15 protein-coding genes are annotated in these 15,158 nt (G+C 75.0%); 8 read left to right on the plus strand and 7 right to left on the minus strand.

The window, feature by feature from the left end; translation table 11 throughout:
- Positions 1-30: 30 nt before the first annotated feature.
- The 3 genes from KPF47_RS01140 to KPF47_RS01150 all read left to right on the plus strand — a co-directional run bounded on the left by KPF47_RS01140 (position 31) and on the right by KPF47_RS01150 (position 1,199).
- A complete protein-coding gene (locus KPF47_RS01140; protein WP_224386343.1) occupies positions 31-435 on the plus strand; it encodes a hypothetical protein in 405 nt (134 codons plus the stop codon).
- Between the two features lie 51 nt (positions 436-486).
- Positions 487-849 (plus strand): hypothetical protein, encoded by a 363-nt coding sequence (locus KPF47_RS01145; RefSeq protein WP_224386780.1) that lies wholly within the window; start codon positions 487-489, stop codon positions 847-849.
- Between the two features lie 146 nt (positions 850-995).
- Complete coding sequence (locus KPF47_RS01150; RefSeq protein ID WP_020624259.1) at positions 996-1,199, plus strand: cold-shock protein; 204 nt, start codon at positions 996-998, stop codon at positions 1,197-1,199.
- A gap of 66 nt (positions 1,200-1,265) precedes the next feature.
- Here KPF47_RS01150 and KPF47_RS01155 read toward each other — a convergent pair whose 3' ends face one another.
- The 3 genes from KPF47_RS01155 to KPF47_RS01165 all read right to left on the minus strand — a co-directional run bounded on the left by KPF47_RS01155 (position 1,266) and on the right by KPF47_RS01165 (position 4,043).
- The gene (locus KPF47_RS01155; protein WP_224386344.1) at positions 1,266-1,913 is read right to left on the minus strand and encodes a TetR/AcrR family transcriptional regulator; all 648 of its coding nucleotides are present in this window, start codon (positions 1,911-1,913) and stop codon (positions 1,266-1,268) included.
- Between the two features lie 160 nt (positions 1,914-2,073).
- Positions 2,074-3,690 carry an alpha/beta hydrolase gene (locus tag KPF47_RS01160; RefSeq protein WP_224386345.1) on the minus strand — a complete coding sequence of 539 codons (1,617 nt, stop codon included), beginning with the start codon at positions 3,688-3,690 and terminating at the stop codon, positions 2,074-2,076.
- Complete coding sequence (locus KPF47_RS01165) at positions 3,687-4,043, minus strand: hypothetical protein (protein WP_224386346.1); 357 nt, start codon at positions 4,041-4,043, stop codon at positions 3,687-3,689. Before KPF47_RS01165 ends, KPF47_RS01160 begins: the two co-directional genes overlap by 4 nt.
- Before the next feature lie 196 nt (positions 4,044-4,239).
- Here KPF47_RS01165 and KPF47_RS01170 point away from each other — a divergent pair, with 196 nt between their 5' ends.
- Complete coding sequence (locus KPF47_RS01170; protein WP_224386347.1) at positions 4,240-4,704, plus strand: SRPBCC family protein; 465 nt, start codon at positions 4,240-4,242, stop codon at positions 4,702-4,704.
- Positions 4,705-4,711: 7 nt separating this feature from the next.
- Here KPF47_RS01170 and KPF47_RS01175 read toward each other — a convergent pair whose 3' ends face one another.
- Entirely contained in the window at positions 4,712-5,440 is a 729-nt protein-coding gene (locus KPF47_RS01175) for an IclR family transcriptional regulator (protein ID WP_308015284.1), read from the minus strand.
- A gap of 157 nt (positions 5,441-5,597) precedes the next feature.
- Between KPF47_RS01175 and KPF47_RS01180 the strand changes: the two genes are divergently transcribed.
- The 3 genes from KPF47_RS01180 to KPF47_RS01190 are packed head-to-tail and all read left to right on the plus strand — an operon-like array spanning position 5,598 to position 10,219.
- Entirely contained in the window at positions 5,598-7,067 is a 1,470-nt protein-coding gene (locus KPF47_RS01180) for an aldehyde dehydrogenase family protein (RefSeq protein ID WP_224386349.1), read from the plus strand.
- Positions 7,068-7,109: 42 nt separating this feature from the next.
- Complete coding sequence (locus KPF47_RS01185; RefSeq protein ID WP_224386350.1) at positions 7,110-8,666, plus strand: APC family permease; 1,557 nt, start codon at positions 7,110-7,112, stop codon at positions 8,664-8,666.
- The gene (locus KPF47_RS01190) at positions 8,663-10,219 is read left to right on the plus strand and encodes a GMC family oxidoreductase (protein ID WP_224386351.1); all 1,557 of its coding nucleotides are present in this window, start codon (positions 8,663-8,665) and stop codon (positions 10,217-10,219) included. Before KPF47_RS01185 ends, KPF47_RS01190 begins: the two co-directional genes overlap by 4 nt.
- A 9-nt stretch (positions 10,220-10,228) precedes the next feature.
- Here KPF47_RS01190 and KPF47_RS01195 read toward each other — a convergent pair whose 3' ends face one another.
- Complete coding sequence (locus KPF47_RS01195) at positions 10,229-12,679, minus strand: glycoside hydrolase family 3 C-terminal domain-containing protein (protein ID WP_224386352.1); 2,451 nt, start codon at positions 12,677-12,679, stop codon at positions 10,229-10,231.
- A gap of 60 nt (positions 12,680-12,739) precedes the next feature.
- Here KPF47_RS01195 and KPF47_RS01200 point away from each other — a divergent pair, with 60 nt between their 5' ends.
- The gene (locus tag KPF47_RS01200) at positions 12,740-13,414 is read left to right on the plus strand and encodes a TetR/AcrR family transcriptional regulator (RefSeq protein ID WP_224386353.1); all 675 of its coding nucleotides are present in this window, start codon (positions 12,740-12,742) and stop codon (positions 13,412-13,414) included.
- A gap of 6 nt (positions 13,415-13,420) precedes the next feature.
- On the opposite strand, the gene KPF47_RS01205 is transcribed toward KPF47_RS01200, so the two are convergent.
- Together KPF47_RS01205 and KPF47_RS01210 are read right to left on the minus strand one after the other, a co-directional pair.
- Positions 13,421-14,188: a helical backbone metal receptor gene (locus KPF47_RS01205; protein WP_224386354.1), complete on the minus strand. Its 768-nt coding sequence runs from the start codon at positions 14,186-14,188 to the stop codon at positions 13,421-13,423.
- 70 nt (positions 14,189-14,258) lie between these two features.
- Positions 14,259-15,146: a LysR family transcriptional regulator gene (locus tag KPF47_RS01210; RefSeq protein WP_224386355.1), complete on the minus strand. Its 888-nt coding sequence runs from the start codon at positions 15,144-15,146 to the stop codon at positions 14,259-14,261.
- Between the last annotated feature and the right edge of the window lie 12 nt (positions 15,147-15,158).

Genomic DNA, 15,158 nt, shown 5'->3' on the forward strand with positions numbered 1-15,158 from the left:
CGTGGGCACCCTCCGTGGCACGGTCGGACCATGACCCGTGTCAGCACCCGTACCCGGCAGGACGCCGCCCGCCTCGCGCTCGGCGCGATGCTGGTCCTCGCCGGGGCCTCCCACCTCACCGTCGCCCGCCGCGAGTTCCGGGCCCAGGTCCCGCCGTGGATCCCGATGGACACCGACGACGTCGTGCTGCTCTCCGGCGCGGCCGAGATCGCGCTGGGTGCCGCGCTGGCCGGCCTGCCGAAGGAGCGGCGCCGGGTCGGCGGCCTGGCCGCGGCGTTCTTCACCGCGATCTTCCCCGGGAACATCTCGCAGTACCGCAACCGGGTCGACGGTTTCGGGCTCGACACCGACACGAAGCGCGCGGCGCGGCTGGCCGGACAGCCGCTGCTGGTCGCGTGGGCGCTCTACGCGGGCGGGCTGGTCCCGCGCCGGTGAGCCGGTGCCCGGCGGGGACCGGGCGTCGGCCATGATCACCCGGTGGACGCGATGGTGCGGATCGGGCTCGTCGAGCTCGCGCTCGGTGCGGTGCTGGGCTGGGCGGTCGTGGTGTCGGTGACCCGTCCCGACGCCTGGCGGCGGATCGGGATCGTGGAACCGCGCCGGCTGTTGCAGGCCCACCTGGACTTCGTGCTGATGGGGCTGATCCTGGTCGCGGTCGGGCTGGCCGCCCCGGACCTGCCCGGCTGGCTCGTCGCCGTGCTGGTGTTCGGCACCTGGGTCAACCCGGCGCTGTTCCTGCCGATGGCCTGGGGGCCGGGCGTCGTGCGCCACCCGGTCTTCCGGGTCGTCAGCGGACTGTCGTTCGTCGCGACCAGCGGCGGGCTGGTGCTGGCCGCGGTCCTCGGCTGACGTCCCGCGGGCCGACGGGAACGGGGCGAACGGGACGGACGGTGCGACGCGCCGGTACCCGATCGCACGTCGCCTGTAGCACGGCGGGGTCCGGTGCGGCTAATGTCCACCCCGTAGGAACCGGCAAGACGCGAGGAGACATCCGGATGCCACAGGGAACCGTCAAGTGGTTCAACGCGGAGAAGGGGTACGGGTTCATCACGCCGGACGGAGGCGGGCAGGACCTGTTCGTCCACTTCAGCGCGATCCAGTCCTCCGGATACCGCAGCCTCGACGAGGGGCAGACCGTGACCTTCGAGGTCACCCAGGGTCAGAAGGGTCCGCAGGCGGACCAGGTCGTCCCCACCTGACCGCCTGATCCGACGCCGACGCCCGGGGTGCTCACGCGAAGCACCCCGGGCGTCGTCGTGTCCGGGTCAGGACGCCAGACGGGTCTCCAGGCCCGCGACGACGAGCTCGACGCGGCTGAGGGTCCAGCTGCGGGGAGGGTCGTCGATCCGGTCCCGGACCACCGCGCGGACCGCGGCGTCGAACGGCTCGGCCGAGTCCAGCAGCTGCTCGCGCCGCCGCGCGTCCCCGGTGCCGGGGGAGTGCGCCGTCAGCCACGGCTGCATTCCCATGTGGATGGCGGTCGAGGCGCCCAGCACCGCGTCCTCCGCGGTGAACCCGGCCTCCAGCAGCCGGTCGGCGAGCCTGCGGAAGGCCGACAGCAGGGCCTCGGGGGACTCCGGCAGCCGCACCATGGCGGGGGCGAGGCCGGGGTGCTCGGCCATCACGTCGAACGTCGCTGCGGCGAAGGCGAGCATCTGCTCCTGCCAACGGCCCTCGTCGGTCGCGGGGAACACGTCGTCGGTGACCACGTCGTCGACCAGGGCGGCGACGAGCGCCTCCAGGCTGGGGAAGTGGCGGTAGAACGTGGAGTACTTCACCCCGACCCGCGCGGTCACCGCGCCGACCGTCAGGTCGGAGAAGCCGAGCTCGCGCGCTGCGGCCAGGAGTGTCGCGCGGTCGGTCAGGGGCGGGCGGCCGGTGCGCCGTGCCGGTCTGCTCTCGGTCTCGGTCACGCTCGCATGCTACTGCCCGTGCCCACGTCCGGGACAGGGTAGTCGCGATCGGCCTGACGACTACCTGTGACCTGGCCCATCTCCGGTTCGGAACCGGGTCGTAGCGGTAGCCGCCCGGGCGTGCGGTGGTCTCGCAAAGCAGTCCGGACGTGACCCAGCGTCACGGCGGGACGGGCGCCCCGGCGACGATCCGGCCGAGCGTGGACAGGCTCGGTGATCCGGGGTCCCAGTAGCCGCCGTGGGCGGAGGCGAACGCCGTCTCGTCGTTCGGGGTGGCCGGGTCGTCCGGCCGCGGCAGCGGCGACCCCGGCGCCGAGGCGAACACCCGGGCGCCGAACCCCGGTGCCGCCGGGTCGGGGCCGTGCAGGAGCCCGGTCGGGGAGAGCCCCCGCGACGTGGCGAACACCTCGACCCCGGGCACCCGGCCGATCGGGTCGTGCCCGGCGGTCGTGGCCCACACGTGCCCGGGCGCGGTGCCGAGGTCCGAGGCGTGGGCCGCGCCGGTCCCGGGGCTGCCGACGAACACGACGTCGTCGGCGGCGAGGCCGGCGCCCCGGGCGGCGTTCCCGGCCACCACCGAGCCGTAGGAGTGCCCGACGACGGTCAGGTGCACCGGCCCGTCGTGTCCGGTCCGCAGACCGTCCTGGAAGTCCCGCAGGTCCCCGGCGGCGGCGCGGGCGGCACCGGGGTCGGCCGCGGCGAGCAGGTCCGGGGGCGCGTCGTAGCCGGTCCACAGCACCGCGGCCACCGACCCGCCGGGCGCGACCGCCCGTGCGGCGGCCCGGGTCGCCTCGACCCGGGCCAGGTCGCCGGGCACCGTGTCCCAGCCCGCGGTGGTCCCGGGGACGTGGGTGAGGACGTGCGTGGCGCGTTCCGGGTCGCCGACGGCGAGCACGATCCGGCCGCCCGTGGTGCCGCGCTCGAGGCGGAGCAGGCTCGCGCCGCCGGCGTCCAGGCGGCGGCGGGTCGCCTCCAGCCCGGCCGCCGTGCGTCCGGCGCGGTCCGCGCCGACCGTGTCCCCGGCCCGTTCCAGCAGCGCCACCCGGGCCCGCAGCCGGGACAGCTCGTCCTCGAGCAGGATCCGGTTCGCCCGGTCCCGGTCGGGGACCGGTACACCGTCGCGCCCGCCGACGAGCGCGGGACGGGTGCGCAGCAACCGTTCCCGCTCGGCCGCCGCCAGCCCGGTCCACCAGGCGCGCACGGTGCCGGGGCCCGCACCGGCGGGCGGTTCCGCTGCGGGGGTGACCGGGAGGGGAGCGGGGCCGGGCGCCGGGCGGAGCGCGTCCAGCGCGGCGGCCGTGGCGCGGTCGGACCGGGGCGCCGCCCCGACGGCGTCGGCGACCGCACCGGACAGGCGGACCAGGTCCGCGGCGAAGCGCGCGACCGTCGCGGGCAGCCGCCACATGCCGAGCGGGAGCGCACCGGCACCGGCCGAGAGCGTGCCGCGCTCGAGGTCGACCGAGAACTGCGGGTGCACCGCCAGCGCGGCGACGACCAGGCGCCGCTGGGCGTCGAGCACCTCGCCGGCGTGGGCGCCCAGGACGTGTGCGGCCCGGGTGGCGGTCCCCGCGTCGTCGCGCAGCCGGCGTACCTGCTCGGCGCGGGACCGGGCGGCCGCGTCGGCGTCGGCTCCGGCCCAGGCGCCCGGCGCCGAGCGCTCCAGCTCCGTCGCCCGGTCGGACAGCGCCCGGGACAACCCGTCCCAGGTGCCGGCGCGGCGCAGCCACGCGCCGGGGTCGGCCGCCACGACGTCGCCCAGCGCGGGCCCGGCGCTCACGACGTGCGCCCGGCGAACGCCGACGCGGTGTCGTCGTCGGCCGCACGCCAGGCGGCCGCCGCCGCACGCAGGGCCGACGCGTGGGACGCGGTCCGCCCCGCCTGCTCCCGGACCGCCCGCACCATGGAGTCCTCCCAGGCCGTCGCCGCCGATCCGGTCGCGAAGCCCGGTACCGGTGCGGCGCCGCCGAGCAGCGCCGCGTCGGCGGCGAGTCCGTCGGCGGTCCGGTCCAGGGCCGCGGCGGCGGCGTCGAGCGCGTCGGGATCGGAGCGCACCGGTCCGCCGGGGGACGGGTGCGGCGCGGTCGGGCACCGCCCGGTCCACGGCGTCCCGGGTCGGTCTCGGTCGTGCACCGCGGCACCTCCGTCGTCGGTGGCGGACCCACCGGGCCCGCGTCGGGAGGAGTGTGCGTGCCGCGCGGCCGCGGCACGGGCGATCGGAGGAATCCGACGCGGGCGCTCTCGATCATGAGAGGTCGTCGTGAGACCATCTGCGCCGGTCGGGAGCAGCGGGCCGGGCCCGCGGCGCCCGGCCGGGGAGAGGAGCGTCGTGGTCGGCGTCCAGCGGGTGATGACGGTGTCCACCCCTGTCCCGACGGTGCTCGGCTACCTCGCCGACCACGGGCACAGCGAGGTCTGGGACCCCACGGTGCGCGCCAGCACCCGGTCCGACGGGGGCGGCCCCGTCGCGGTCGGTGCCGCCTGGCGCACGGTGTCGGTGTGGAGCGGGCGGGAGAGCGAGCTCGACCACACGCTGTGCGAGCTCACGGCGCACCGGGTCGTGTTCGTCGGGGAGAACGCGACGGTCACCGCGACCGAGGAGATCGTCGTCGAACCCACCGAGACCGGTGGGAGCGTCGTGAGCTTCCACGCCCACGTCCGGCTCAAGGGGCTGCTGAAGCTGGCGGCGCCGTTCCTGCGGCGCGAGTTCGAGCGCCACGGCGACGAGCTGGAACGCACCCTGCCGCCGGTACTGGAACGTCTGCAGGGCCCCGCCCCCGCACCACCCCGGTAGACGCCGCTCAGCGCTCGCGCCAGAACCCCATCCGACGGCTGATCTCCCGCCCGGCGGCGACGACCTCGGGCGTGATCCGTTCGATCCGGTCGGCCGGGAGGCGGTAGGCGGGGCCGGACACCGACAGGGCCGCGACGACGGCCCCGCCGTGGTCGAGCACCGGTGCGGCGACGGCGTTGAGCCCGGTCTCCAGCTCCTCGAGCGACCACGCGTAGCCGCGGTCGCGGACCCGGTGCAGCTCGTCGACGAGCGTGTCGCGACCCTGCTCCGGCACCGTGTCCGGCATGGTCGTCGGGTCGTCGAGGACGACCGAGGCGAGCAGCACCTTGCCGCTGGAGGTGTTGTGCATCGGGGTGATCCGGCCGAGCCAGTTGAACGTGGTGACCATCGACGGGCCGCGGGCCTGGTCCACGTTCACCGCCCATCCGCGGTCCGGGATGGCGATGTTGACGGTCTCGCCGAGCCGCTCCGCGAGCGTCTCGCAGACCGGGTGGCCCTGGGTGGTGACCTCCAGCCGCTCGGCGACCCGTCCGGCCAGCGGGATCAGGCCGAACCCGAGGCGGTACTTGCCGCGCTCGGCGATCTGCTCGACGAGCCCGCGCTCCTCCAGGGCGCCGAGCAGCCGGAAGGCGGTGGACTTGTGCACCTCGAGCGACGCCGCGAGCTCGCTGACCCCCGCCTCGCTCCGGTCGGCCAGCAACGTCAGCAGGGTGATGGCCCGGTCGACCGACTGCACCCCGGGCTCCCGTCCACGCACCGTGTTGCCCATGGCGCAACTCTAACCGGGCATCCGGGGCGTCGCCACGCGGGGACCGGAATGCGGGACCGTGTCCTGGCGCACCGGACGCCGGTCCGGTTTGCACAGCGACCTGTTCCCGGTGAAAGCTCGCGCCGTGCCGAGCCTGTACATCGACGGAAGCTGGACCACCGGGTCCGCCGGGACCGTCCCGGTGATCAACCCCTACGACGCCTCGACGGTCACCGAGGTCGACCAGGCCGGGCCCGACGACGTCGACCGCGCGGTCGACGCCGCCCGCCGGGCCTTCGACGACGGGCCGTGGCGGCGGACGACGACCGGGGAGCGCGGCGCGCTGCTCGGTCGGATCGCCGACCTGCTGGTGCGGGACCGGGAGCGGATCGCCCGGCTGGAGACCCTCGACACCGGCAAGACGATCGCCGAGGGCCGTCAGGACGTCGACGACGTCACCGCCGTCTTCCGCTACTACGCCGGGCTCGCCGACAAGGACGCCGGCCGGATCGTCGACACCGGCAACCCCGCCGTGGTGTCGCGGATCGTGCACGAGCCGGTCGGCGTCTGCGCCCTGATCACGCCGTGGAACTACCCGCTGCTGCAGCTGTCCTGGAAGGTCGCCCCGGCGATCGCCGCGGGCAACACGATGGTGATCAAGCCCAGCGAGGTCACCCCGCTCACCTCGATCGTGCTGGTCGAGCTGTGCGAGGAGGTCGGGATCCCGGCCGGGGTGGTGAACATCGTGCTGGGCGACGGTCCCTCGGTCGGCGCCCCGCTCACCGAGCACACCGACGTCGACATGGTCAGCTTCACCGGCGGCCTGTCCACCGGCCAGAAGATCATCAGGGCCTCGGCCGAGACGGTGAAGCGCACCGCCGTGGAGCTGGGCGGGAAGAACCCGAACATCGTGTTCGCCGACACCGACTTCGAGCTCGCCGTCGACTACGTGATACTCGCGGTGTTCCTGCACTCGGGGCAGGTCTGCTCCGCGGGCGCCCGGCTGATCATCGAGGACTCGGTCGCCGACGCCGTCGTCGACGAGGTGGTGCGCCGCGCGCAGCGGATCCGGCTCGGCGACGGCCTCGCCGACGGCGTCGAGGTCGGCCCGCTGGTCTCCGCCGCGCACCTGGCCAAGATCGAGGACTTCGTCGCGGCCGCCCGCGCCGAGGGCGCCACCATCCGGTGCGGCGGTGCCCGCCCGGACGACCCGGACCTGGCGCAGGGCTACTTCTACCTGCCGACGGTGATCACCGACCTGGCCCCGGGGTCGCGGCTGATCCGCGAGGAGACCTTCGGTCCGCTGCTGACCGTGGAGCGGTTCCGCACCGAGGACGAGGCGGTCCGGCTCGGCAACGACACCGAGTACGGCCTGGCCGGTGCGGTGTTCACCGCCGACATGGGCCGCGCCCACCGGGTGGCGTCCGCGCTGCGTCACGGCACCGTCTGGATCAACGACTTCCACCCGTACTTCCCGGGCGCGGAGTGGGGCGGCATGGGCCGGTCCGGCAACGGCCGCGAGCTCGGACCGACCGGCCTTGCCGAGTACCAGGAGATCAAGCACGTGTGGACCAACACCGCTCCGCAGCCCCAGGGATGGTTCTCGGGCCGTTGAGGCCGCCATGATGACGCGACGCAACGGCCCAGGAGGTCCACGATGACCGTTCCCGAACCGACCCGGCGGGACCCCTCCCGCGACGCGGACGGAGACGGGGGAGGGCTCGCCGAGTTCGGCTACAGCCAGACCCTCGACCGCAGCATCGGCAAGTTCGCCAGCTTCGCGGCCGGGATCAGCTACATCTCGATCCTGACCGGCACGTTCCAGCTGTTCTACTTCGGCTTCGGCACCGGCGGCGCGGCCTACTGGTGGTCCTGGCCGATGGTGTTCGCCGGCCAGTTCATGGTCGCGCTGTCCTTCGCCGAGCTGGCCGGGCGCTACCCGGTCGCCGGATCGGTCTACAACTGGTCCAAGCAGCTCGCCGGGCCGACCGTGTCCTGGCTGGCCGGCTGGATGATGTTCACCGCCTCGGTGGTGTCGCTGGCGGCGGTCGCGCTGGCCGCGCAGCTCACGTTCCCGCAGATCTGGTCGGGCTTCCAGCTCGTCGGCGACGCCTCCGACGCGGGAGACGCCGCCGTCAACGGCGTGCTGCTCGGTGCGATCCTGATCGTGCTCACCACGGTGATCAACGCCGTCGGTGTGAAGCTGATGGCGCGGATCAACTCCACCGGTGTGTTCATCGAGCTGATCGCCGCCGTCGTCATCGTCGTGGCCTTGCTGCTCAGCATCCGTAACCCCGTCTCGGTGCTGTTCGAGACCCCGGCCCCGGCCGCGGGTGGCGGCGGGTACTTCGGCACGTTCCTCGTCGCGGCGCTCGCCTCGGCCTACGTGATGTACGGCTTCGACACCGCCAGCTCGCTCGGCGAGGAGACGGTCGACCCGCGCCGGACGGCCCCGGCGGCGATCCTGCGCGCGGTGGTCGCCTCGTTCGTGCTCGGCGGGCTGATCCTGCTCGGCATCATCCTGGCCGCGCCCGACCTGGCCGACCCGCGCCTGGGCAGCAAGGACGGCGGGGGGCAGCTGGTGCTGCTGGAGGTCGCCGGCGGCACGATCGGCCGGGTCTTCCTGATCACGATCAGCATCGCGGTGATCGTCTGCCTGCTCGCGGTGCACACCGCCGCGATCCGGCTGATGTTCGCGATGGCCCGCGACAACGCACTGCCCGCCGGTTCGGTGCTCGCCCGGATCGACCCGAAGCACAAGACGCCGGTGGTGCCGGCGATCGTCGTCGGTGTCGTCGCGATCCTGATCCTGGTCGCGAACATCGGTGTGCCCGAGGTGTTCACCGCGGTCACCAGCGTGGCGATCATCATGATCTACATCGCGTACCTGCTGGTCACGGTGCCGATGCTGGTCCGGCGGCTGCGCGGGCAGTGGCCGGACGAGGGGCAGGAGGGGTACTTCTCCCTGGGGCGCCTCGGCCTGCCGGTGAACGTGCTGGCGGTGCTGTGGGGCGCGGCGATGGCGATCAACCTGGCCTGGCCGCGTGAGGAGGTCTACGGCACCGGGTGGCTGCGGTTCGTCGCGTTCCTGTTCATCGGCGTCGTCGCGCTGGCCGGGCTGGCGTGGTTCCGGTTGCGCGGCAGGCACGGGCTGGGCTGCCTGCCCGAGCACCGGGCGAAGGAGATCGAGCAGGGCATGGGGGAGACGGCATGACCGACCGGTTCGACTACGTCGTGGTGGGGGGCGGCTCGGCGGGCTGCGCGCTCGCCGCGCGGCTGTCCGAGGACCCCGCGGCGCGGGTGCTGCTGCTGGAGGCCGGGCCGTCCGACGTCGGCGACCCGAACATCCTGCGGCTCACCGACTGGATGGCGCTGCTCGACTCCGGCTACGACTGGGACTACCCGGTGGAGCCGCAGGAGCGCGGCAACTCCCACATGCGCCACGCCAGGGCCAAGGTGCTCGGCGGCTGCGGCTCGCACAACTCCTGCATCGCCTTCTGGACCCCGCGCGAGGACCTCGACGAGTGGGCCGCGTCCGGCCTCACCGGCTGGTCCGCGGACGAGTGCTGGCCGCTGATCCGCCGCCTGGAGACCAACGACGGCGACTGGGACGGCCACGGCCGCTCCGGTCCGGTCAACCTCATGCAGATCCCGGCGACCGACCCGTGCGGCGACGCCGTGCTGGCCGCCGCCGCACAGGTCGGCATGCCGACGGTGCGGTTCAACGAGGGCCACACCGTCACCGACGGCGCCGGGTACTTCCAGATCAACTCCTTCCCCGACGGCACCCGCGCGTCGGCGTCGGTGTCCTACCTGCACCCGATCCTGGACTCGCGCCCGAACCTGGAGGTGCGCACCGACTGCTGGGCCTCCCGGGTGCTGTTCGACGGCACCCGCGCCACCGGCGTGGAGTACCAGCGGGGCATCGGCCCGGGCCGCGAGACCGTGCAGGCCGGGCGTGAGGTCATCCTCTCCGCGGGCGCCATCGACACCCCGAAGCTGCTGATGCTCTCGGGCATCGGCCCGGGCGAGCACCTGCGCGAGTTCGGCATCGAGGTCCGCTCGGACCTGCCCGGTGTCGGGTCGAACCTCGACGACCACGTGGAGGGCCTGGTCTTCTGGGACGCGGCGAAGCCGATGGTCACCGAGTCCTCGCAGTGGTGGGAGATCGGGCTGTTCCACCGCACCGACCCGGCCCTGGACCGGCCGGACCTGATGATGCACTACGGCTCGGTGCCGTTCGACATGAACACGCTGCGCTGGGGCTACCCGACCACCGACAACGGGTTCTGCCTCACCCCGAACGTCACCCGCGGCCGCTCGCGGGGCACCGTGCGGCTGCGCACCCGCGACTTCCGCGACCGGGCCCGGGTCGACCCGCGCTACTTCACCGACCCCGAGGGCCACGACATGCGGGTGATGACCGAGGGCGTCCGGCTGGCCCGCCGCATCGCCGAGCAGCCGCAGCTGAAGGAGTGGATCGCCGCCGAACTGGCCCCGGGGCCGGAGGCCGTCACCGACGACGAGCTCGCCGACTACATCAGCAAGACCCACAACACCGTCTACCACCCGGCGTGCACGGCGAGGATGGGGACCGACGACGACCCGGGCGCCGTCCTGGACCCGGCGCTGCGGGTCCGCGGGGTGCAGGGGCTGCGGGTCGCCGACGCCTCCGCGATGCCGTTCCTGCCGGCGATCAACCCGAACATCACCACCATGATGATCGGGGAGAAGTGCTCGGACCTGGTGCGGGCGGCGCACGCCTGAGCGGGTGCCTCACCCCTGCGCGACGACCTCGACGTCGGCGTGCAGCGGGGTGTCGGTGACCGAGAACCCCAGGTGCAGCGTCCAGGTCCCGGGCTCGGTGGCCCAGGTGGCGCCGGCGCGGTGCCGGAACGCACGGCGGGAGACCGGGACGGTGACCGTCGTCGTGCCGGGGGCGGCGTCGACGACGGCCCAGCCGGCCAGCCACCGGGCCGGGCGCTCGACCTCGCCGCCGGACCGTGCGAGGTAGGCCTGGACGACCTGGCGCCCGGCCCGGGTGCCGGTGTTGGTGAGCGTGACCGTCACCGCGACGCCGTCGGCCGACCAGGGACCGGCGGTGGCGGCGTCGAGGGTCCAGCTCGTGTAGCCGAGACCGTGCCCGAACGGGTACGCCGGCGTCTCGCCGTGCCGCAGCCAGTTGCGGTACCCGAGGTGGATGCCCTCGTCGTAGCGCAGTACCCCGTCGGTCGGGGCACCGGTGAGCACCGAGCGCTCCCGTCCGGTCGCGGGCCAGGTGGTGGGCAGCCGTCCGCCCGGCTCGGCCACACCGAGCAGCACGTCGGCGACGGCCTCGCCGAAGCGCTCACCGCCGAACCAGCCGAGCAGGACCGCGGCCACCTCCTCGCGCCACGGCAGCAGGACCGGCGCGCCGGCGTTCACCACGACCACGGTGCGCCGGTTCGCCGCGGCGACCGCCCTGACCAGGGCGTCCTGGTGCCCGGGCAGCGCGAGGGTGGTCCGGTCGAACCCCTCGCTCTCGATCCGGTCGTTCGTCCCGACCACGACGACCGCGACGTCGCACTCCGCGGCGAGCGCGGCCGCGGCGGCGACCTCGGCGTCCGGGTCGGCGACGACGGTCTCGGTCCCCACGGTGACCGCGCACAGTGCCATCCCCGCCTCCCGGCCGGACGGACGGAACCGCAGCACCACCTCGACCGGCCCGTCCACGGTGACCCCGGCGGTCACCGACGGGGCCTCGAAGATCGCCGCGCCGGGGCCCTCGTCGCCGGTCAGGACGCCCTCGGTGTCGAGCACGGTGGTGCCGTCCACGTCGAGCGTGACGTGTCCGACGGCGGCCGCGCCGAGCCGGTGCGTCCCGGCGGGTGCGTCCCAGCGCAGGGAGATCTCGACGTGGTCGGCGCCCTCGGGGATCTCCGGGCCCATCCAGATCAGCGCGGCCCCGAGGCGGTCCTCGGCGCGCAGCGCGGCGCCGTCGGCGTCCCGGAACACCGCGCGCAGCCCGGGGCCTCCGGTGACCGGGTTGGTGATGCGGTCCGGCGCGAACGGCTGCACACCCTCGGCGACCTGCGCGCCCAGCCGGTACCGGACGCGGTCCGGGCCCAGCGCCCCGCGCAGACCCTCCAGCGGGGAGACGACGGCGGCCGGCCGCACGGTCGCGCTGCCACCACCCTGGGTGCGGGCGAGTGCTGCGTTGTGGCCGAGCACCGCGACCGTGCCGAGCGCCGTGGCGTCCCACGGCAGCTCACCGGTGTTGCGGACCAGGACGCTGCCCGCCGCGGCCAGCCCGCGGGCCACGGCGGGCCCGTCCTCGGCGGGCCCACCGGAGACGCCGGACACGGGCGGGGAGCCCGCGGCGTCCAGTGCGCCGACCCGGGCGGCCAGGCGCAGCAGCCTGCGCACCTTGTCGTCCACCGTGGCCTCCGCGACCCGGCCGTCGCGCACGGCGCCGACGAGCCGCTCGCCCCAGACCCCCACCGGCCCGGGCATGACCAGGTGCTGCTCGGCGTTCGCCGAGGCCTCGGTCGTGCGCACGGCGCCCCAGTCGGACACGACCGGCCCGTCGAAGCCCCACTCGCCGGTCAGCGGCTCGCCGAGCAGCGGGTTCTCGCTCATCGTCGGCCCGTTGACCGCGTTGTAGGCCGACATCACCGCCCAGGCCCCGGCCCGGGTCACGACCGGCTCGAACGCGGCCAGGTACAGCTCGTGCAGCGCGCGCTCGTCGACCCGGTTGTCGACGGTGAACCGTTCGGTCTCGGCGTCGTTGGCGACGTAGTGCTTCGGCGTCGCGGCGACACCGTGGGACTGCACCCCTTCCACGTAGGCCGCGGCGAGCTCCCCGGTCAGCAGGGGGTCCTCGGACAGCGACTCGAAGTGCCGGCCGCCGAACGGGCTGCGGTGCAGGTTGATCGTCGGACCGAGGACGACGTCGGCGTGCTGACGGCGGGCCTCCGCGCCCAGGGCCGCGCCGTAGCGGCGGGCCGCGGCCGGGTCCCAGGTCGCGCCCAGCGCGGTCGACGAGGGCAGCGAGAGCGACGGGTCGCGCTCGTCGAAGCTCTCCCCGCGCACCCCCGACGGACCGTCGGACAGCACCATCCGGCGCAGCCCGACGGACGGCTCGGCCGGGGTGGACCAGAAGTCGGCCCCGGTCAGGAGCCGGACCTTCCGTTCCAGGTCGAGCCGGGAGACGAGCGTGCTGATCAGGTCCTCGTCGACGGGTGCCATGGCCCCACCGTACGCACCAAATTCTAGTGTCACTAGGTATTGGCGCGGTAGCCTCCGCCGGTGACGACGGCACGCGGGCGCTACGACAAGGGCCGCCGGCGCCGGGCCCAGATCCTGGACACGGCGCTGGAGGTGTTCACGACCGGTGGGTTCCACGCGTCGTCGACGAAGGAGATCGCGCGCCGGGTGGGGGTCACCGAACCGACGTTGTTCCACTACTTCGGGTCCAAGCAGGCGTTGCTGGCGGCGGTCCTCGAGGCCCGCGACGAACGCTCGGCCGCGACGTCGCCCGGGCCGGAGGGGCTGCTGGACGCCGTGCGGGACAACAGGTCCGAGCCCGGCCTCGTACGGCTCTACGCGGTCACCTCGGCGGAGGCGACCGACCCGGACCACGCGGCCCACGCCTGGTTCACCGACCGCTACGCCCGGCTGCGCTCCTCGATCGCCGCGGACCTGGAGCGCCGGTCCGGTGCGGAGCCGCCCGCGGCGGTGCCGTCGGGAGCGGAGCCGCCCGAGGCGCTGTCGTCCGGTGCGGTGTCGTCCGGGGCGGTGCCCTCCGGGGCGCCGGCCGCCGCGGGCCTCGACCCGCAGCGGGTGGCGCGGCTGCTCCTCGCCGCGGCCGACGGGCTGCAGATCCAGTGGCTGCTCGATCGCGCCGGCGCCGACCCCGAGGGCATCGACATGGCCGCCGACCTGCGAGCCCTGGCCGAGGTCCTCGTCGGGCCTCCCGGCTGAGGTGGCTCAGCGAACGTCGAGTGCGGCGGGCAGCTCCCGCGCCGCCTCCAGCAGGCTGGGCCCGTACCAGGTCAGCAGCCGGCCGCTGACCAGCACCGACGGCGCGTCGAAGGCCTCGGGGCCGTCGTCGGCGGTGAACAGGTACGGCTCGTCGGGCAGCACCACGAGGTCGTGGGCGGGCAGGTCGGCGGGGTCGAACCGGGGATAGCGCTCCGGGGAGTCGTCCAGGACGTTGACGGCGCCGAGCCGGTCCAGCACGGCGCCGGTGAAGGTGTCCGAGCCGACCGCCATCCACGGCCTGCGCCAGATCGGCACCACGGCGCGGCGACGGACCGGGGCGGGCTCGACCGCCGCCCACAGCGCGCGGGCCTCCCGCAGCCAGTCCGGCTCGTCGAGGCCGCACGCCGCGAGCATCCGGCCCAGTGAGGCGAGACCGCCGTCGACGTCGCGGATGTCGGTCACGTACACCGGCAGGCCCGCCGCACGCAGCGCGTCGAGGTCGGGCAGCCGGTTCTCCTCCTGGTTGGCGACGACCAGGTCCGGCGCCAGCGCGACGATCCGCTCCACGTCGGGGTTCTTCGTCCCGCGGATCCGCTCCGCCCCGAGGTCGGCGGGATGGGTGCACCAGTCCGTCGCGCCGACCACGATGCCGGGCGCGGTCGCCTCCAGCGCCTCGGTCAGCGACGGCACGATCGACACGACCCGTCGCACGGTGGCCGGGACGGCGACCGCACGGCCCTCGTCGTCGACCGGTGCCGCCACTCGCGCAGTCATGGGACCGACCGTAGCCCGGCGGCCGCCGACCGGCCGGGGCCGGGCGGCCGGGCCGGGCCGCGGCGCCGGGTCAGCCGGCGGGCGCCAGCCACCGTGGCCCGTGCTCGGTGACGAACGCCCGCAGGTCCCGCACGGGCGCGGTCGGCCGCGGGTCGGCCGCGTGCACCATCCCCAGCGTCCGCACGGTGTGCGGGTGGCGCACCGGCACCTGCACCACTCCCGGCACGTCGGGGCCGGCCGGGAGCAGCGCGACGCCCAGTCCGGCCCCGACCAGCCCGCGCAGCGTCGCCGTCTCGCCGCCCTCGAACGCCCGGTGCGGCCGGAACCCGGCCTGGGCGCACCACGACTCCACCACGCCCTGCAGCCCGTAGCCGCGGGCGAACAGCAGGAACGGGTCGTCGGCGACCTCGGCGAGGTCCGCGGCACCCGCCCCGGCCAGCCGGTGCCCGGACGGCACCGCCAGCCGCAGCTCCTCCTGCGCCAGCGGGGTCGCGACCAGGCCCGGCTCGTCGGGCATCGGGGAGGTGAGCGCCAGGTCGACCCGCCCGTCGCGGACCCGCTCCACCAGTGCCGCGTGCGGCACCTGCACCAGCTCGATCCGCACCCGCGGGTGGTGTTCCCGGAACTCGCGCAGGATGCCCGGCACGGCACCGGTGCCCAGCGTGCCGAGGAAGCCGAGGGCGACCCGGCCGGTGACCGGGTCGGCGTCGCCCGCCAGCTCCGCGACGCCCGCGGTCAGCTCGGCCAGCGCGGCCTCGGCCCGGGGCAGCAGGGTCCGCCCGGCGGCGGTCAGCACCAGCCCGCGCCCGGCCCGCCGGAACAGTGCGACGTCCAGCTCGTCCTCCAGCCGGGCGATCGCCCGGGACAGCGTGGGCTGGGGGACACCGATCCGCTCGGCGGCGCGGGTGAGGTGCCCCTCCCGCGCGACCGCGACGAAGCGGTGGAGCGCCGGGGCCAACGACTCATGCAC

Origin of the sequence: Pseudonocardia sp. ICBG1293 (assembly GCF_020131355.1) — a bacterium.
In the GTDB taxonomy this organism is placed as follows: Bacteria; Actinomycetota; Actinomycetes; order Mycobacteriales; family Pseudonocardiaceae; genus Pseudonocardia.

Excerpts from the sequence above, each read along its gene's own strand:
- KPF47_RS01140 (WP_224386343.1), top strand. The coding sequence starts at position 31 with ATGACCCGTGTCAGCACCCGTACCCGGCAGGACGCCGCCCGCCTCGCG.
- KPF47_RS01145 (WP_224386780.1), top strand. The coding sequence starts at position 487 with ATGGTGCGGATCGGGCTCGTCGAGCTCGCGCTCGGTGCGGTGCTGGGC.
- KPF47_RS01150 (WP_020624259.1), top strand. The coding sequence starts at position 996 with ATGCCACAGGGAACCGTCAAGTGGTTCAACGCGGAGAAGGGGTACGGG.
- KPF47_RS01185 (WP_224386350.1), top strand. The coding sequence starts at position 7,110 with ATGACCGTTCCCGAACCGACCCGGCGGGACCCCTCCCGCGACGCGGAC.
- KPF47_RS01190 (WP_224386351.1), top strand. The coding sequence starts at position 8,663 with ATGACCGACCGGTTCGACTACGTCGTGGTGGGGGGCGGCTCGGCGGGC.
- KPF47_RS01195 (WP_224386352.1), bottom strand. The coding sequence starts at position 12,679 with ATGGCACCCGTCGACGAGGACCTGATCAGCACGCTCGTCTCCCGGCTC.
- KPF47_RS01205 (WP_224386354.1), bottom strand. The coding sequence starts at position 14,188 with ATGACTGCGCGAGTGGCGGCACCGGTCGACGACGAGGGCCGTGCGGTC.